This is a genomic window from Streptomyces soli (assembly GCF_003999195.1).
Taxonomy (GTDB): domain Bacteria; phylum Actinomycetota; class Actinomycetes; order Streptomycetales; family Streptomycetaceae; genus Actinacidiphila; species Actinacidiphila soli.
The window spans coordinates 1-17,933 of the sequence record NZ_RJVR01000342.1 but is presented as its reverse complement, the minus strand read 5'-3'; the positions used below and the strand labels follow the sequence as shown (position 1 = coordinate 17,933).

General features: G+C 69.5%; 13 protein-coding genes, 1 tRNA gene and 2 pseudogenes. 4 read left to right on the top strand and 12 right to left on the bottom strand.

All coding sequences use genetic code 11. From position 1 onward, the window contains the following. Position 1: 1 nt before the first annotated feature. Both EFK10_RS41620 and EFK10_RS41615 read right to left on the bottom strand, forming a co-directional pair. Positions 2 to 769, bottom strand: a complete 768-nt coding sequence (locus tag EFK10_RS41620; RefSeq protein ID WP_127360843.1) for a transcriptional regulator — start codon at positions 767 to 769, stop codon at positions 2 to 4. A gap of 109 nt (positions 770 to 878) precedes the next feature. Further along, positions 879 to 951: transfer RNA gene (locus tag EFK10_RS41615), tRNA-Leu, on the bottom strand. Positions 952 to 1,049: 98 nt separating this feature from the next. Between EFK10_RS41615 and EFK10_RS41610 the strand changes: the two genes are divergently transcribed. Then, positions 1,050 to 1,670 (top strand): ANTAR domain-containing response regulator, encoded by a 621-nt coding sequence (locus tag EFK10_RS41610; RefSeq protein ID WP_127360842.1) that lies wholly within the window; start codon positions 1,050 to 1,052, stop codon positions 1,668 to 1,670. 76 nt (positions 1,671 to 1,746) lie between these two features. On the opposite strand, the gene EFK10_RS41605 is transcribed toward EFK10_RS41610, so the two are convergent. The 8 genes from EFK10_RS41605 to EFK10_RS41570 all read right to left on the bottom strand — a co-directional run bounded on the left by EFK10_RS41605 (position 1,747) and on the right by EFK10_RS41570 (position 11,368). Then, the gene (locus EFK10_RS41605) at positions 1,747 to 2,463 is read right to left on the bottom strand and encodes an ABC transporter ATP-binding protein (RefSeq protein ID WP_127360841.1); all 717 of its coding nucleotides are present in this window, start codon (positions 2,461 to 2,463) and stop codon (positions 1,747 to 1,749) included. Next, positions 2,460 to 3,329 carry an ABC transporter ATP-binding protein gene (locus EFK10_RS41600; protein WP_127360840.1) on the bottom strand — a complete coding sequence of 290 codons (870 nt, stop codon included), beginning with the start codon at positions 3,327 to 3,329 and terminating at the stop codon, positions 2,460 to 2,462. Before EFK10_RS41600 ends, EFK10_RS41605 begins: the two co-directional genes overlap by 4 nt. Before the next feature lie 7 nt (positions 3,330 to 3,336). Further along, on the bottom strand, positions 3,337 to 5,139 hold the full coding sequence (locus tag EFK10_RS41595; RefSeq protein ID WP_127360839.1) for a branched-chain amino acid ABC transporter permease: 1,803 nt from the start codon (positions 5,137 to 5,139) through the stop codon (positions 3,337 to 3,339). 4 nt (positions 5,140 to 5,143) lie between these two features. Then, positions 5,144 to 6,073 (bottom strand): branched-chain amino acid ABC transporter permease, encoded by a 930-nt coding sequence (locus tag EFK10_RS41590; protein WP_127360838.1) that lies wholly within the window; start codon positions 6,071 to 6,073, stop codon positions 5,144 to 5,146. Positions 6,074 to 6,216: 143 nt separating this feature from the next. Beyond that, entirely contained in the window at positions 6,217 to 7,440 is a 1,224-nt protein-coding gene (locus EFK10_RS41585) for a branched-chain amino acid ABC transporter substrate-binding protein (RefSeq protein ID WP_240677797.1), read from the bottom strand. 278 nt (positions 7,441 to 7,718) lie between these two features. Then, positions 7,719 to 8,318: a Tat pathway signal sequence domain protein gene (locus tag EFK10_RS48170; RefSeq protein ID WP_164836370.1), complete on the bottom strand. Its 600-nt coding sequence runs from the start codon at positions 8,316 to 8,318 to the stop codon at positions 7,719 to 7,721. A 196-nt stretch (positions 8,319 to 8,514) separates the two neighbouring features. Next, a complete protein-coding gene (locus EFK10_RS41575) occupies positions 8,515 to 9,000 on the bottom strand; it encodes a hotdog fold thioesterase (protein WP_127360836.1) in 486 nt (161 codons plus the stop codon). Positions 9,001 to 9,064: 64 nt separating this feature from the next. Beyond that, positions 9,065 to 11,368 carry an FdhF/YdeP family oxidoreductase gene (locus EFK10_RS41570; protein WP_127360835.1) on the bottom strand — a complete coding sequence of 768 codons (2,304 nt, stop codon included), beginning with the start codon at positions 11,366 to 11,368 and terminating at the stop codon, positions 9,065 to 9,067. Between the two features lie 361 nt (positions 11,369 to 11,729). On the opposite strand from EFK10_RS41570, the gene polA reads away from it, so the two are divergent. Beyond that, a complete protein-coding gene (gene polA, locus EFK10_RS41565) occupies positions 11,730 to 14,459 on the top strand; it encodes a DNA polymerase I (protein ID WP_240677796.1) in 2,730 nt (909 codons plus the stop codon). A gap of 280 nt (positions 14,460 to 14,739) precedes the next feature. Here the strand turns inward: polA and EFK10_RS53650 are convergent. Next, positions 14,740 to 14,976: pseudogene (locus EFK10_RS53650) on the bottom strand (DUF4184 family protein); the annotation flags it as partial. A 200-nt stretch (positions 14,977 to 15,176) separates the two neighbouring features. Here EFK10_RS53650 and EFK10_RS41555 point away from each other — a divergent pair. Together EFK10_RS41555 and EFK10_RS41550 are read left to right on the top strand one after the other, a co-directional pair. Continuing rightward, positions 15,177 to 16,409 carry a lytic transglycosylase domain-containing protein gene (locus EFK10_RS41555; RefSeq protein ID WP_127360833.1) on the top strand — a complete coding sequence of 411 codons (1,233 nt, stop codon included), beginning with the start codon at positions 15,177 to 15,179 and terminating at the stop codon, positions 16,407 to 16,409. Positions 16,410 to 16,508: 99 nt separating this feature from the next. Beyond that, positions 16,509 to 16,778 (top strand): annotated as a pseudogene (locus EFK10_RS41550) (porin PorA family protein); the annotation flags it as partial. A gap of 13 nt (positions 16,779 to 16,791) precedes the next feature. On the opposite strand, the gene EFK10_RS41545 reads toward EFK10_RS41550, so the two are convergent. After that, the coding region (locus EFK10_RS41545) for an ATP-dependent helicase C-terminal domain-containing protein (RefSeq protein WP_322973465.1) at positions 16,792 to 17,933 on the bottom strand (1,142 nt) is incomplete at its 5' end.

Here is a 17,933-nt window from a genome sequence, read left to right as displayed (position 1 = left end):
GTCAGTACTTCGCGCCCACGTGCTCGTCCATCAACGCGACGGATTCACGGCGGGCGACGGAGATGTTGAAAGGGTCCTTGCCCCGGCGGGTCACCTTCCACTCGACGCCGACCTTGTCGAGGGTGTCCGAGAAGAGCTTCAGGATGTCCTCGGACTTGTTGGTGAAGAAGTACCGCGGGTACTCGTAGCGCTTCCGCTCGCCGCCGACCATCCGTGTCGTCCAGTTGGTGATCCGACACCCGTCGGAGTGGACCAGGCCGCGGATCATCTGCCATGGGTATTCGTCCACTATCTCCTGCTGCCACGCCTCCAGCGCGATGAGCCGGTCGTGCTTCTTGCCTGGGCCGTGCTGGGGGAACAGGCACGGCCAGTGCTTGCTGTACGACGTGACCATCGTGCAGCCCTCGTTCTGGACGCGGCAGACCGAGCCGTCCGGACGGACCGTGCGGATCGCTCCCTCGCAAGCGTCGATCAGCCCGGGCCATGCGTCGGAACATGCGACGCGCAGGGCGTAGGTGCCTCGCGGCTGACGGCTCAGGCAGCCGTCACCCAGGTAGAGGCCAAGCAGGTACGCGTAGGCTGCCGGGTCCGGTGTCGCGGCGGGGAAGGCGCAGCGGACGCAGTCGGTGGTGCGCTGAAGCGGCTCAATGCGGATACGCCACTCGCCGATCGCGGCGCGGGATATCCCGGTCAACTGGCTCACGGAGTTGAGGCTGCGGCCTTCGTTTACAAGGGCGAGGGCTCGGCGGCGCGTTTCGAGATCGTACATGCGACCAAGACTGGTTCGATCTTCGCCGGATCAGGCCGAAGCGAAGACTCGTTCACCCTATGTGGCGAAGATCGCCAAAACGTAAAGGTCCTTGGATTCGAAGGGAAAGTGCCCCGGGTCGGATTCGAACCGACGCTGAATGGGTTTTGAATCCATGGCCTCTACCGCTGGGCTACCGGGGCTCCTTCGAAACGAAGGATAGTCTATACCCTCCGTGACACAACCATACCGGAGCTAGGTAGGCTCATGGGGCAGTACCCCGCCAGGAACGAGGAGTCCCGTGAGCGCCCCCGAGCCCGCTGACGAGCAACAGCATGTACCCCCGACGACCACGCGTGTCGTCATCGCTGAGGACGAGGCACTGATCCGGCTCGACCTCAAAGAGATGTTGGAAGAAGAGGGCTACTCCGTGGTCGGCGAGGCCGGCGACGGGGAGACGGCCGTGAAGCTGGCGGAGGAGCACCATCCGGATTTGGTGATCCTTGATGTGAAGATGCCGATCCTGGACGGGATCTCGGCCGCCGAGCGGATCGCCAAGGACCGGCTGGCGCCGGTGCTGATGTTGACCGCGTTCTCGCAGCGTGAGCTGGTGGAGCGGGCCCGGGACGCGGGCGCGATGGCGTATCTGGTGAAGCCGTTCAGCAAGACCGATCTGGTGCCGGCCATTGAGATGGCGGTGTCGCGGTTCACGGAGATGCGGGCGCTGGACGCGGAGATCGCGGATCTGAGCTTGCGCCTGGAGACGCGGAAGCTGGTGGACCGGGCGAAGAGCGTGCTGCAGACGAAGTACGGGCTGTCGGAGCCGGCTGCGTTCCGGTGGATCCAGAAGACGTCGATGGACCGGCGGATGACGATGCAGGCGGTGGCGCAGGCCGTGATCGAAGAGGTCCCCGAAAAGTAGCCGCGGTGCGCAGTACGTACGCGAGGGGCCCGCACCGATCCGGTCGGTGCGGGCCCCTTCGTATGCGTACGTACGGTCAGTCCTCGCCGAGGTAGGCCTTGCGTACGGATTCGTCGTGGAGCAGGTCCCGGCCGGTGCCGGACAGGACGATGTTGCCGATCTCCATGACGTGGCCCTGGTCGGCCAGGGAGAGGGCGGCCTGGGCGTTCTGCTCGACGAGCAGGATGGTGGTGCCGGAGGCCTTGAGTTCGACGATGGTCTGCATGATCTTCTGCATCATGATGGGGCTGAGGCCCATGGACGGTTCGTCGAGCATGAGCAGCTTGGGCTGGGACATCAGGGCGCGGCCCATGGCCAGCATCTGCTGCTCGCCGCCGGACAGGGTGCCGGCGGCCTGCTTCCTGCGTTCGCCCAGGATGGGGAAGAGGTCGTAGGCGCGCTGGATGTCCTTGGCGATGCCGTCGGCGTCCTTGCGGAGGTAGGCGCCGAGCTTGAGGTTCTCCTCGATGGTGAGGCGGGGGAAGATGTGCCGCCCTTCCGGGGAGTGGGCGAGCCCGAGCGCGACGATCTTGTGTGCGGGGACCTTTTCGATCGGCTGGCCGTCGAAGACGACGCGCCCGTGGGTGGGGCGCAGGAGCCCGGACAGGGTGCGCAGGGTCGTGGTCTTGCCGGCGCCGTTGGTGCCGATGAGGGTGACGACCTGGCCGGCTTCGACGGTGAAGGAGATGCCCTTGACGGCTTCGATCTTGCCGTAGGAGACGCGCAGGTCTTCGACTTCGAGCAGGGCGGTCATCGCTCGTCCTCCGTGGTGCTGTTGGCTTCGGCCGCTTCGACCTCGGCGACTTCCTCCGTGCCGGGGTCGCCCTCGAAGGGCGTGCCGAGGTAGGCCGCGATGACGCGGTCGTCGCCCTGGACGGTTTCCTTGTCGCCTTCGACGAGCTTCTCGCCCTGCACGAGGACCGCGACGCGGTCGCAGAGGTTGAAGATGAAGCGCATGTCGTGCTCGATGACCAGGACGGCGATGCCCTGGTCGCGGATGGCGAAGACGAGTTCCTCGGTGGCGCGGGTCTCCTGCGGGTTCATGCCTGCCGTGGGCTCGTCGAGCAGCAGCAGGCCGGGCTCGCTCGCCAGCGCCCGGGCGATTTCGAGCTTGCGCTGTTCGCCGTAGGGGAGGTTGCGGGCGAGGTGGTCGGCTTTGTTCTCCAGGCCGATGAACTCCAGGAGTTCCATGGCGCGTTCGCGGCTGGCGGCTTCCGCCTTGTGGTAGCGGGGGCCGCGGACGAGGGCGGCGAAGAGCCCTTCCTTGGTCCGGGTGTGGCGTCCGACGAGGACGTTTTCCAGGACGGTCATGTTGGAGAAGAGCCGGATGTTCTGGAACGTACGGGCGATGCCGGCGTTGGTGACCAGGTGTGGTTTGGGCGGCAGGACGGTGCCCTTGTAGGCGACGGTGCCTTCGGTGGGGACGTACAGGCCGGTCAGGCAGTTGAAGAAGGTGGTCTTGCCGGCGCCGTTGGGGCCGATGAGGCCGACGATCTCGCCGCTGTTGACGGTGAGGTCGACGTTGCGGACGGCGGTGAGGCCGCCGAAGCGCATGATGACGCCGGTGGCCTGCAGGATGGGCGTGGCCGGCTTGGTCGTGGTCTCGGTCGCAGTGGTCATGGGTTTCTCACACCCCAGCCGTTGCAGCGGGCGCAGCGGGCGCGGTGGGTTCTGTGGGGTCCTGGTCCTTGTCTTCGTGGAATTCGAGTTGGCGCCGGCGGTTGGCGATGACGCCTTCGGGACGGAAGCGCATGAGGATGATGAGGGCGATGCCGAAGGCGAGCAGCTGGTATTCCTTGAGGAATTCCAGCTTCTCCGGTATGAGGTAGAGCAGGGCCGCGCCGAGGAGCGGTCCGCTGACCGTGCCCATGCCGCCGAGGACGACGGCGGCGAGCAGGAAGGCCGAGTTGGGGGCGACCGGTCCGGCGAAGACGTACGGGTCGGGGACGACGCTGCTGCTGACGTGGGCGTTGACGCTGCCGGCGAGGCCGGCGAGGGAGGCGCCGAGGGCGAAGGCGATGAGTTTGACGCGGAAGCCGTTGATGCCCATGGCGGTGGCGGCGGTCTCGTCCTCGCGGATGGCGACCCAGGCGCGGCCGATGCGGGAGTCGGAGGCCCGGTTGAAGACGAGCACGACGATTACCGTGACGATGAGCATCAGCAGGTAGTAGTTGGCGAAGCGGCCGAGGGTGAAGCCGGCGATGTTGTGGCTTTCGCCGAAGTTGAACCCGGCGATGCTGAGGTCGGGGATGTCCGCGATGCCGTTGGGGCCGTTGGTGATGTCGGGGCCCGAACTTCCGTCGAGGTTGCGGACGGTGATGCGGAAGATCTCACCGAAGCCGAGGGTGACGATGGCGAGGTAGTCGCCGCGCAGCCGGAGGGTCGGGGCGCCGATGAGGACGCCGAAGACGAGCGAGGCGGCGGTGCCGGCGAGGGCGGCGGCCCAGAAGGGCAACGAGAAGCCGGTGATGGTGGAGTACGCCGAGCCGGAGAACAGGGCCGCGGTGTAGGCGCCGACGCCGAGGAAGGCGACGTAGCCGAGGTCGAGGAGGCCGGTGAGGCCGACGACGATGTTCAGGCCCAGGGCGACGGTGCCGAAGATGAGGATGTTGACGCCGACGTTGGCGTCGTGGTCGTTGTTCTGGGTGAACGGGAAGATTGCGGCGGCGGCGAAGGCCAGGGTGACGGCGTAGCCCTTGTGTGCTTCGGTGAGGGCGGAGAAGCGGTCGAGCAGGCCTGCGCTGTGCAGGGCCCAGAGGCCGAAGACGGCGAGGAAGAGAAAGCCGGAGAAGAGTTCGCCGCCTTGGGTGTCGATGCCGTAGGTGAAGACGTACAGGCCCAGGGCGATGACGATGGCGATGATGCCGCGCTGCTGCCAGCCGGGGAGTTGGGGGAGCGGCTTGGTGCTGGAGGGCTTGGCGACGTACGCGGCGAGGGTGGCCTTGATGCCGGTGTCCTGGGTGGCCGGGCCGGGTTTGGGCAGGGCCAGTGCGCCGATGACGGGCACGATGGAGAAGATGCCGGCGAGTATGCCGCCGACGACCCAGTTGGCGACGCCGCCGAGTTCGACGGCGATGGCGATCAGCGAGAACCAGGTGACGGCGAGGCCGGCGAAGGCGCTGAGCACGATCGGGGCGGTGCTGCCGGTGGGGGTGAGCCAGCGCAGGCCCTTGACGCCGTAGCCGGCGAGGGAGAACAGCACGGTGAGCAGGCCGGCGGTGAAGGCGAGCCATTGCAGGCCGGCGGGGGAGCCGTAGTAGGTCAGGTCGCCGGGGAAGTTGCTGGTCCAGGTCCAGGCGAGGAAGGCGCCGGCCGCGGTGAGTACGCCGCCGATCGTGGTGAGGGCGCGGGCGGCGCTCTCTGAGAGGCGGATCAGGCCCTTGGCGCCTTCGGCCGTGGTCGCGGTGGTGTCTTTGGTGATGTCGGTCATGGTGTCACGCCCTGTCCGCGACGCGTTCGCCGAGCAGTCCTTGTGGCCTCAGCAGGAGTACGAGGATGAGGAGGATGAAGGCCCAGACGGAGGCCCAGCCCTGGCCGCCGAACTGTCCCATGCCGGGGATATTGGCGATGTAGGCGGTGGCGAGGGCCTCGGCGACGCCGAGGACGAGGCCGCCGAGCATGGCGCCGTAGATGTTGCCGATGCCGCCGAGGACGGCGGCGGTGAAGGCCTTGAGGCCGGCCTGGAAGCCCATGTCGTATTTCACCTGGCCGTAGCGCAGTCCGTACGCGAGGGAGGCGACGGCGGCGAAGAGGCCGCCGATGGCGAAGGCGATGACGATGACCCGGTTGGTGTCGATGCCCATGAGCTGGGCGGTGTCCGGGTCCTGGGCGGTGGCCTGCATGGCGCGGCCGGTGCGGGTGGCGCGGACGAAGCTGGCGAGGGCGGCCATACATATCGGTGCGGCGATGATGACGAAGACGTCGCCGCTGCTGATGTTGACCGATCCGATGTTCCAGGGGCCGGCGTTGATCTGCGGGAAGACGCGGGCGCTGGTGGCCTGCGGGTACCAGTTGCGGACGGCTTCCTGGAGAGCGAGGGAGAGTCCGATGGCGGTAATGAGTGGCGCCAGGCGTGGCGCGTTTCTCAGTGGCCGGTAGGCGAAGCGCTCTGCCCCGGTGGCGATGAGGACGGCGACGAGGGTGCCGCCGATGAGCATCAGGGGGAGGGCGACCCACATGGAGGTGCCGGACGGTAGGGCGAGGTAGACGGTGAGGGCGCCGAAGCCGCCCGTCATGAAGATCTCGCCGTGGGCGAAGTTGATGAGCTGGACGATGCCGTACACCATCGTGTAGCCGATGGCGATGAGACCGTACATCGAGCCGAGGAACAGCCCGTTGGCCAGCTGTTGCGGCAGGGTGTTCACCGCATGGCCTCCATGTCTTTGGGATAGGGGGTGGGGAGCGGGGGCCGGCCCCGGGTACGGGTGGGGCCGCGCGGTGGTGGGTGGTCTACCGCGCGGCCCCGGGTGTTACGTGTGGTGGTGCTGTGCGGTTGTCAGCCGGTGTCTCAGCCGGTGTAGGTGCCGGTCTTGACGGCGACCCACTTGCCGCTCTTGACCTGGTAGACCGTCAGCTGCTTGTTGGTGGTGTCACCGTACTGGTCGAAGGAGACGTGGCCGGCGACGCCGTTGAAGTCGCTCTTCTGCACCGCGTCGACGATCTTGGAGCGGGCGTCGGACGGGACGGTGCCGTTCGTCACGACCGTGCCGATGGCCTTGATGATGGCGGTGGCGGCGTCGTAGGAGTAGCCACCGTAGGTCTGGTAGTCACCCTTGTAGCCGGAGGCCTTGTAGCCGGCGATGAAGTCCTTGGCGGTGGACAGGGTGTCGACGGGGACGCCGACGGACGTGACCAGGTCACCTTCGGCGGCGGAGGCGCCGGCGTTGGTGATGTACGTGTCGGAGTACATGCCGTCGCCGCCGAAGAGCGGGATCTTGGTGCCGGTGGCCTTGAGCTGCTTGGTGATCAGCGAGGACTCGTCGTACTGGCCGCCGTAGTAGAGCAGGTCGGCGCCGGAGTTCTTGATCTTGGTGACAAGGGTGGAGAAGTCGGTGTCACCGGTGTTGACGTGGTCGGTGCCGACGGTCGTGCCGCCGAGAGCGGTGAACTTGTCCTTGAAGATCGCGGCCAGGCCGGCGCCGTAGGTCTGCTTGTCGTCGACGACGAAGATCTTCTTCTTCTTGAGCGTCTTGTAGGCATAGTCCGCGGCGAAGGCGCCCTGGAGGACGTCGGTGGTCGCGGTGCGGAAGTACGTCTTGTACGGGCGGACCTTCTTGCCGGTGCCCCAGTTCGGGCCCTGGGTGAGGGCGGGGTTGGTGTTCGAGGGGGAGATCTCGACCAGGTTGGCGGAGTTGAAGACCGACTGCATCTGCGTAGCGACGCCGGAGTTCAGCGGGCCGACGACGCCGAGCACGCTGCTGTCCGCGACGAGCGTGGTGGCGTTCTGCTGGCCGGTGGCCGGCTGCGCCTTGTCGTCGTACTGCTTGACCTGGAAGGTCACGCCGGGGACCGTCTTGTTCTTGTTGGCGTCGGCCACGGCGAGCTTGACGCCACCGAGGATGCCCAGACCGGTGGCCGAGTTCGCACCGCTGAGCGGGGCGTCGACGCCGATGGTGACGGTGGTGCCCTTGCTGTCGTTGGAGCTGCTGTTGCTGCGGGAGCCGCAAGCGGTGAGGGCGAGCGATCCCGATGTGAGTACTGCGGTGAGAACAAGCAAGGAACGGTGTCGCACGGTCAGTCCTTTCCCCTGGCGCGGCGTTCTCCGGTGAGACGCCGGTTCGCGCGCTGGAACCGAACTGTGCGGTGATCCAGTGGCGCAGTGACTGGGCGTGACTCTAAGCGCGAGGCGGGGGTCCGGCAGAGGGGTAGGGCAGGATGTGACTCTCTTGTTATGACATGAGGAAAGCTTGAGGTTGGCTGCGGGGGTAAAACAGGACGATATTCTCATAACTTCATGTTTCACATCGTGAGAATCCCCAGTTCCGAAGCGGAATGAGGCGCCGCCTGTGGCTATGTCGCACATGACGTGTAGACCTCTTTGAAGAGGATGGCCGAGTAGTCGCCGCCCATGATGTAGCTCTCCTTTTGTATTGCACGCGTGTTACGAAGCGTTACATCAAGGAATGCCAGAACGACTTCGCGGGGCACGCCGGCGCAGTCACGCACGTGAAACCGCAGGGTAAATAGGACAGTCCGCCCTGGCGGGACGGTGAAGGGAGTGGCCGGGGTCACCAGAGTGGTCAGGTTGTCGGACGGCTGCCCGATCTTGACAACGGTGACCGGTGACCCCTTCGTCACGGTGAGGGCGAACCGGAGCGTGAAGGTCCGCGTCGCCTGGTCCGGCGGATCGGTGCCATGTCCCTTGTACGTGACCTGGGTTGCCTGGGCGGGGTAGGGCACCAGGGGCGGTGCGGCCGGTTCGGGCCGGGTCGCACAGCCGTAGCCGATGAGGGTGCCGAGGGCGGTGGCCGCGGCGAGGGCGGCGATCGTGCGGCGGCGTCGGAGGGGGAGGGCGGCCCAACGCTCGGACAGCCGGGGGGCGTCGGAGCCGATGACCTCGGGGGGATCGGTGGTGCCGTCGCCCGGTTCGAGCGGGCCGATGCCGCTCATGACGGCCAAGTGGTGTGCGGCGCGGGGCTGCTGCTCGCGGGGGCGGCCGGGCCGGAGGGGGAGCCGCCGTTCTGCAGCCGGCCAGTGCCGACGTGAACGCGAGCGCGCAGAAAGTCCCGACCCCTGCCCGGATGGACCGTGCTGCCCCCATGACGGAAAGCTAGCGCCGCGCCACCGGGCACCACAACGGGGCGTGTCAGCCGGTGATGCCGTTCGGCGTCACCGGGCGCAGGGCGCAGGTGAGGCGGGCGGAGCAGACGCGGCGACCTTGGTCGTCGGTGATGGCGATGTCGTACGTCGCGGAGGAGCGGCCCCGGTGCAGCGGGGTGGCGACGCCGGTGACGTGGCCGTCGCGTACGCCCCGGTGGTGGGTGGCGTTGAGGTCGACGCCGACGGCGATCTTGCCGGAGCCGGCGTGGAGCATGGCGCCGACCGAGCCGAGGGTCTCGGCGAGGACGGCGGAGGCGCCGCCGTGCAGGAGACCGTACGGCTGGGTGTTGCCCTTGACCGGCATGGTGCCGACGACGCGGTCGGCGGAGGCCTCGGTGACCTGGATACCCATGGCGTTGCCGAGGTGGCCCGCGGAGAAGAGCGCGACGATGTCGACGCCGAGGCCGGCGTACTCCTCGATGACCTCCTGGGGGAAGGGGGTCGGGAAGGAGGTCGGGATCTGCTCGCCCATGCCGGTCGGCTCCGATCGTCTGCGCTTCGTACGGGGTTCCGGTGGTTCGTTGTACTGAGCAGCTTTATACCGGACGGTCGCTTCCGGCCTCCAGGCGGATCACGACCGACTTGGACGCCGGGGTGTTGCTGGTGTCGGCGGTGTGGTCCAGCGGGACCAGCACATTGGTTTCGGGGTAGTACGCGGCCGCGCAGCCCCGTGTCGTCGGGTAGTGCACCACCCGGAAGCCGGCGGCGCGGCGCTCGGCGCCGTCCGACCACTCGCTGACCAGGTCGGTGTACGCGCCGTCGGCGAAGCCGAGAGCGGCGGCGTCCTCGGGGTTGAGCAGCACCACGCGGCGGCCGCCCTTGATGCCGCGGTAGCGGTCGTCGAGGCCGTAGATGGTGGTGTTGTACTGGTCGTGCGAGCGCAGCGTCTGCAGCAGCAGCCGCCCTTCCGGCACGGCCGGGTACTCCACTTCGGCCGCCGTGAAGTTGGCCTTGCCGGTCGCGGTGGGGAAGCTTCGGGAGTCGCGCGGGGCGTGCGGGAGGGTGAAGCCGCCGGGGTGGGCCACCTTGGCGTTGAAGTCCTCGAAGCCGGGGACGACGCGGGAGATCCGGTCCCGTACGAGACCGTAGTCGGCCTCGAAGTCGGCCCAGGGCACCCGGCTTTCGGGCCCGAGGACCGCGCGGGCCAGCCGGACGATGATGGCGGGCTCGGACAGCAGGTGCGGCCCGGCGGGCTCCAGGGTGCCGCGCGAGGCGTGCACCATGCCCATGGAGTCCTCGACGGTGACGAACTGCGCGCCGGCCTCCTGGACGTCCTTCTCGGTGCGGCCCAGCGTCGGCAGGATCAGCGCCCGGGCGCCGGTGACGACATGCGAGCGGTTCAGCTTGGTCGACACATGCACGGTCAGCCGGGCGCGCCGCATGGCGGCCTCGGTGGCGTCGGTGTCGGGGGAGGCGGCCACGAAGTTGCCGCCCATGGCGAAGAAGACCTTGGCGTCACCGTCGCGCAGGGCGCGGATGGCCCGTACGACGTCGTAGCCGTGCTCACGCGGCGGCGCGAAGCCGAACTCCTTCTCCAGGGCGTCCAGGAATTCCGGCGCGGGCCGCTCGAAGATGCCCATGGTGCGGTCGCCCTGCACATTGCTGTGACCGCGGACGGGGCAGACGCCGGCGCCGGGGCGGCCGATGTTGCCGCGCAGGAGGAGGAAGTTGACGACCTCGCGGATGGTGGGCACGGAGTGCTTGTGCTGGGTGAGGCCCATCGCCCAGCAGACGACGATGCTCTTGGACTTCAGGACGAGGGCCAGGAGCTGGTCGATCTCCGCGCGGTCCAGGCCGGTGGCGCGCAGCACCTCGTCCCAGTCGGTGGCGCGGGCGGCGGCCGCGAAGTCCTCGAAGCCGTGGGTGTGCTCGTCGATGAAGTTGTGGTCCAGGACCGTGTCGGGGGCCTCCTCCTCGGCCTGGAGCAGGAGGGCGTTCAGGGCGCGGAAGAGCGCCTGGTCGCCGCCGAGCCGTATCTGCAGGAAGAGGTCGGAGAGCGGGGCGCCGCCGCCGACCAGGCCCTTGGCGGTCTGCGGGTTCTTGAAGCGCTGCAGGCCGGCCTCGGGCAGCGGGTTGACCGTGACGATGGTGGCGCCGCCGGCCTTGGCCTTCTCCAGGGCGGACAGCATCCGGGGATGGTTGGTCCCGGGATTCTGGCCGGCCACGATGATCAGGTCGGAGCGGTAGAGGTCCTCCAGCAGGACGCTGCCCTTGCCGATGCCGATCGTCTCCGAAAGCGCCGACCCCGAGGACTCATGGCACATGTTCGAGCAGTCCGGCAGATTGTTGGTGCCGAACTCGCGGGCGAACAGCTGGTACAGGAAGGCAGCCTCGTTGCTGGTGCGACCAGAGGTGTAAAAGAGCGCCTCGTCGGGGCTCGCCAGGGCGTTCAGCTCCTCGGCGATGATGTCGAAGGCCCGCTCCCAGGGCACCGGCTCGTAGTGGTCGGCGCCGTCCGGCAGGTACATGGGCTGGGTCAGCCGGCCCTGCTGGCCGAGCCAGTAGCCGCTGCGTCGGTTCAGGTCGGAGACCGGGTGCTCGGCGAAGAAGTCCGGGGTCACCCGGCGCAGCGTCGCTTCCTCGGCGACGGCCTTGGCGCCGTTCTCGCAGAACTCAGCCGTGTGGCGGTGGCCCGGCTCCGGCCACGCGCAGCCGGGACAGTCGAAACCGTTCTTCTGGTTGACCTTGAGCAGGGTGAGCGCGGTGCGGCGCACGCCCATCTGCTGCTGCGCGATGCGCAAGCTGTGGCCGACGGCCGGCAGACCGGCGGCGGCGTGCTTCGGTGCACTCACTTCGGGTGCGTCCTGCTCCGGGTCACCTGCTGGTGCTTTACGTGCCATACACACGATTCTGCCACGCCGCCGAATCGACTACGGATGGCCCCCGTGCTAAGAGGCCGCGCGAATAGGTGGGGTGGGTGAAGGAGTGTGTCGAGGGCCGCATCTGGCAAGGCGGTGGGGGTCCTCCCCCAGACTCCGTCCGGTGGGGGTCCCCCCGGCGAAGCCAGGGGGAGGACCCCCACCCAGCCGCCAGGCTGGGGGACGTCGTCGACCGACGACAACGCTGCCAGGCGAGAGCCATCGGCACGCGACGCCGCCCCACCTATTCGCGGCCTCTAAGGGGGCCCATCCGGCGATGCGGGGCGTGGCTTCGACTGGCGGCCGAGCGGCTTTGTCAGTGCGGCGTGGGAGGATCGGACGCGTGGCAGAGACAGCATCGAAGACGAACGCAGTGACCACCCCGGCTCAAGAGGGGGAACGCCCCCGCCTGCTCCTGCTGGACGGGCATTCCCTGGCGTACCGGGCGTTCTACGCGCTGCCGGTGGAGAATTTCAACACCGCCACCGGCCAGCCGACGAACGCGATCTACGGCTTCACGTCGATGCTGGCGAACACGCTGCGTGACGAGGAGCCCACGCATCTGGCCGTCGCTTTCGACGTGTCCCGCAAGACCTGGCGGTTCGACGAGTTTCCCGAGTACAAGGCGACCCGTTCCAAGACCCCCGACGAGTTCCGCAGCCAGGTCGAGCTGATCGGCGAGTTGCTGGACTCCATGTCGGTCAAGCGCTTCGCCGTCGACGGCTTCGAGGCCGACGACGTCATCGCCACGCTCGCGACGAAGGCCGAGACGCTGGGTTACGAGGTGCTGATCGTCACCGGCGACCGGGACGCCTTCCAGCTGGTCAGCGATCATGTCACCGTCCTCTACCCGACCAAGGGCGTCTCCGAACTGACCCGCTTCACACCGGCGAAGGTCGAGGAGAAGTACGGGCTCACGCCGCAGCAGTACCCGGACTTCGCGGCGCTGCGCGGCGACCCGTCGGACAACCTGCCGGGCATCCCGGGCGTCGGCGAGAAGACCGCCACCAAGTGGATCAAGGAGTTCGGGTCGTTCGCCGAGCTGGTGGAGCGGGCCGACGAGGTCAAGGGCAAGGCCGGCGAGAATCTCCGCGCCCACCTGGAGTCCGTCAAGCTCAACCGGCGGCTTACCGAGATGGTCCGCGACGTCGTCCTGCCCTGCGGCCCCGAGGAGCTGGTCCGGCAGCCGTACGACCGTCCCGCGCTCAACGTGGTCCTGGACGCGCTGGAGTTCCGGCACGCCAACTTCCGGGAGCGCCTCTACGCCGGCGACCCGGGGAATGTCGAGGAGCAGGCCGAGATCGCCGCCGGCGTCGAGGTCGACGGCCGGGTGCTGCGGGCCGGCGAGCTGCCCGGCTGGCTGGCCGAGCACGCCGAAGGGCCGCTGGGCGTGGCCACCGTCGACGCCTGGGCGCTGGGCAGCGGCAGCGTCTCCGAGATCGCGCTGGCCGCCGCCGGAGGACCGGCCGCCTGGATCGACCCGACGGAGCTGACCGAGGCCGACGATCAGGCCTTCGCCGCCTGGATCGCCGACCCCGCCCGCCCCAAGGTGCTGCACAACGCCAAGAACGTGACGCGGGTATTCGCCGAACACGGCTGGAGCGTGGACGGCGTCAGCATGGACACCGCCCTGGCCGCCTACCTGATCAAGCCGGGCCGCCGCTCCTTCGCCCTGGACACCCTGTCCGTGGAGTACCTCGGCCGCGAGCTGGCCCCGGCCGGCGGCGAGAGTGGCCAGCTGGCCTTCGGCGCCGACGAACAGGCAGAGGCCGACGCCCTGATGACCCAGGCCCGCACGGTGCTGGACCTCGGCGAGGCCTTCGGCGAGAAGCTGGTCGAGGTCGGCTCGGCCGACCTGCTGCGCGACGTGGAGCTGCCGACCTCGGCGCTGCTCGCTCGCATGGAACGGGCGGGCATCGCCGCCGACCGGGAGCACCTGGAGCGTTTGGAGCAGCAGTTCGCGGGCGCGGTCATGCAGGCGGTGAAGGAGGCGCACGGCGCGGTCGGGCACGAGTTCAACCTCGGCTCGCCCAAGCAGCTGCAGGAAGTGCTCTTCGGCGAGCTGGGCCTGCCCAAGACCAAGAAGACCAAGACCGGTTACACCACTGACGCCGACGCCCTGGCCTGGCTCGCCGCCCAGACCGAGCACGAGCTGCCGGTGATCATGCTGCGCCACCGCGAGCAGGCCAAGCTCCGCGTCACCGTCGAGGGCCTGGTCAAGACCATCGCCCCCGAGGGCCGGATCCACACCAGTTTCAGCCAGACCGTGGCCGCCACCGGCCGGCTGTCGTCCACCGACCCCAATCTGCAGAACGTTCCGGTCCGCACCGACGAGGGCCGGGCCATCCGCCGCGGCTTCGTCGTCGGCGAGAGCTACGAGTCGCTGCTCACCGCCGACTACAGCCAGATCGAACTGCGCGTCATGGCCCACCTGTCGAAGGACGAGGGCCTGATGGCCGCCTTCGCCTCCGGTGAGGACCTGCACACCACCGTCGGCTCGTACGTCTTCTCGGTGCCGCCGGAGCACGTCGACGCCGAGATGCGCCGCAAGATCAAGGCGATGTCGTACGGACTGGCCTACGGGCTCTCGGCGTTCGGGCTCTCGCAGCAGCTGGGCATCGAGGCCGCCGAGGCGCGTGGCCTGATGGAGACGTACTTCGAGCGCTTCGGCGGCGTACGCGACTATCTGCAGCGTGTGGTGGAGGAGGCGCGGATCACCGGCTATACCGAGACGCTGCTCGGCCGTCGCCGCTACCTGCCCGACCTCACCAGCGACAACCGGCAGCGCCGCGAGATGGCCGAGCGGATGGCGCTCAACGCGCCCATCCAGGGCTCGGCCGCCGACATCGTCAAGATCGCCATGCTGCGGGTCGACGAGGCGATCACCAAGGAGGGGCTGGCCTCGCGCCTGCTGCTCCAGGTGCACGACGAAATCGTCGTCGAGGTCGCCCCCGGTGAGCGCGAGGCCGTCGAGGAGCTGGTCCGCCGCGAAATGGCGGGCGCCTACCCGCTGCTGGCCCCGCTCGATGTCTCCGTGGGTGTCGGCCCCGACTGGGAGTCCGCCGCCCACTGATCGGGCTCCTGCCCGCCGCTCGTCGCGTGCACCACCACGGCGTACGCGACGGCGGCGGGGGCAGGGCCGCGCCCGCGCCGAACAGCGCCGACGGCAGCATCGCCGCGAACGAGCTGTCCCCGTGCGCGTCGTACCGGCGCCAGCACCGCACCAGCGCGCCCGCACCCGCCGCCGCGCCCAGCCCCGCCACGGCCAACCGCCGCGCTTGCCGGGACAACCGGGGCATCCGGCGCGGCCGCGGCGCGTCAACGGGGGCGGCGCGCACCGCCCGTACGGCGTACCCCGCCACCACCGCCAGGCCCACCGCCGAACTGCCGTACTGGGCGAGCTTGTGCAGCGGCATGCCGTACGCCTCCTGGTCGAGGACCGGCAACAGTCGTACCCCCCACCGCCCCGGATGAGTGAACGTGTCCCACACCACATGCGTGGCCGCGCCCGCCGCCGACGACGCCCAGAACCACCCGGCGGTCCGCAGCGACGGCGGCTCGCCGGGGCCGTACCCCAGGACCGCCCCCACCCGGCCCTGCCACTGCTCCGGAAGCAGCGCCGCAAGCGGCCCGCGCAGTGAACGGCATACAACCTCTTCCTACGTCTGGCTGTCTGATCAGTATGGGTGGCCCCGCATGCTGGCTGAGGGCAGGAAGTTGCCGTAGTGTCGCCTCCGTTGTGAGGCGGGAGACCTAGGTCACGTCACTGAAATCGGGAGGGAATCCGGGTATGGCAGCGCGGTACGGCCGACGGATACGCAGGGGTGTCGCCGGTACGGCGGTCGCCGCCGCCGCGATGGCGGCACTGACCGCCTCGCAGGGGCCGGGGTTCGCCTTCGCGAGCCAGAGCAGCGACGCGACCAGATCGGCGGTCACACCACCGCCCGGCCCGGCGATCGACGGTGGCTCGCCCTACTACACTGATCTGCCGCCGCTCAACACGGCCTCGCCCAGCCCGTCGAGCACCCCCGGCACCGCACCCGGCTCCGGCACCGACACCAGCGGGACCGGACTGCCGGCCACCGTCCTGGACGCGTACCAGAAGGCGCAGTCGGCGATCGCCGCCACCAAGCCGCAGTGCAACCTGCGCTGGGAACTGCTCGCCGCGATAGGCCAGGTCGAGTCCAACCAGGCGCGTGGCGGCAACGTCGACGCCGAGGGCACGACCCTCAGCCCCATCCTCGGCCCGGTCCTCAACGGCAGCGGCTTCGCCAACATCTCCGACACCGACCACGGCAAGTGGGACGGCGACCCCGTCCACGACCGCGCCGTAGGACCCATGCAGTTCATCCCCTCCACCTGGGCCACCTGGGGCGCCGACGGCAACGGCGACGGCGACAAGGACCCGAACAACATCTACGACGCCGCGCTCGCCGCCGGGGACTACCTGTGCGCGGACGGCCGCGACCTGTCCGTGAGCGCCGAACTCGACCGGGCGATCCTCGGCTACAACCACTCGCAGTCCTACCTGGACACCGTCCTGTCCTGGTACGACCACTTCCGCAAGGGCGGGGCCGTCTCGATCCCCGACAGCGGCAGCGGCTCCACCAGCACACCCGGCAGCACGGCGACCGCGAGCAGCAGCCCGACCGCCTCCAAGTCGCCCTCGGCGTCGGCCTCCTCCTCCAAGTCCGCCAGCGCGTCCGCGTCGGCGACGACCAAGAAGCCGACCGCCTCCGCCAGCGGCACGATCACGACGTCACCGTCTGCGTCCGCGTCGCCGTCGACCTCCCCGACCGCGTCGTCCTCGCCGTCGGTTTCCCCGTCGGATTCGACCAGCGCCTCTCCCAGCCCCACGGCGACCGGCTGCCCCACCGACTCGGCCTCGCCGAGCGCGTCGGCCACCGACACCGCCTCGCCGTCCGCCACGGCCACCGACGACCCCTGCGCCACCGCGTCCGCGAGCCCCAGCGCTTCGGACACCCCGGCCACCTCGGAGTCGGCCTCCGGCAAGCTCAACTGACGTACGCACAACCCCTACGGCCGTACCTCCCAGGAGGTGCGGCCGTACGTGTTCTCATCTCACGCCCCGGTTGCTACGGTGCCCCGGCCCACCCCGGCACGACCCGTAACGGGAGCCCCGGTCAACGGCGAGGAGATCCACAAGGAGGAGATGCGCTACACCGACGGCAAGCGCAAGCCCGTCACCGCCTTCGTCGGAGACGTGAAGATGCGCGAGGACTACATGGAGCACACCGTCGCCCTGGTGAAGTCCCAGCGGCAACTCGTCCTGCTCATGACCAGCTATCTGCCCTGGGGTTTCCTGCTGCTGGGCGGGGCACTGCTCTCCGCGTCGCTCGTGCTGGAAGCCCGCGGCCGCAGGCCTGGCAAGGATTCTGACGGCTCTAACGGCGGGCGTTCGTACGACGGGTCGGCTGGGCCGCCGACGGATCCTCCGGCCAGGGGTGCCTGGGGTAGCGGCCGCGCAGCTCAGCTCGTACGGATCGGTAGCCGTCCCGCCAGAAGGACGCCAGGTCGGCCGTGACCGCCGCCGGGCGCCCGGCGGGGGAGAGCAGATGGATCAGCAGCGGCACCCGGCCGCCCGCGATGCGCGGGGTCTCCGTCCAGCCGAACAGCTCCTGCAGCTTGGCCGCCAGCACCGGCTGCTCCCCTTCGTACGAGACCCGGATCCGCGAGCCCGACGGCACCCCGATGCGCTCCGGGGCCAGTTCGTCCAACCGGGCGGCCTCGCCCGTCGCCCACGGCAGCAGCCGCGAAAGGGCCTGCCCGGCCTCGATCCGCTCCAGGTCGGCCCGCCGGCGGGCTCTGCCCAGTTCGGGGCCGAGCCACGCCTCGACACGGTCCGGGTCGAGCAGGGCCGCCTCCGACACATCCGGCCACGGCTCGCCCAACTCCCGGTGCAGGAAGGCCAGTCGCTGCCGCAGCCCCTCCGCGTCCCGGGTCCAGCGCAGCAGCGACGTGCCCTCGCCGCGCAGGCCGTCCGCGAGGGCCGCCCGCAGCCGCTCCGGCGCCGGGGACCGCAGCGGCCGGGCCGTCAGCTCGATCGCGCCCAGGCTCTCCACGCTCCTCGCCACGACGTCCCCGCCGCTCCAGCCCACCTCCTCGTACGCGCTCAGCAACGGCTCCGCCGCCATCCGCGCCGTGCCCTCGTCGATCGCCGCCGCCAGCCGCACCCGCGCCGAAGCCGCCCCGGCCGGTCGGTCCGCGACCGCCACGGCGAGCCACTCAACCCCGCCCAGCCGCGACCCCCCGCCGAGCTGAGCGGCGGTGCCCGACGCCATCAGGTACCCGCCGCCACGCCTGCGCGCCACCCGTTCGGGGAACGCCAGTGCGGCGACGAGCCCGGCGGCGGCGTCGTCACTGCCGCTGGTGACGTCGGCCGCCGAGGAGGCCGCCGACGCCAGCCGGCGGGACTCGGCGCGCCAGCGGGCGGCGTACGCATCGCCACCGCGCCGGGCCGTGCGCCACGCGGAGGCGAGGTCGTCGCCGTACGAGCGGGGCGGCTCCTCGCTGAGCAGGGCGACGA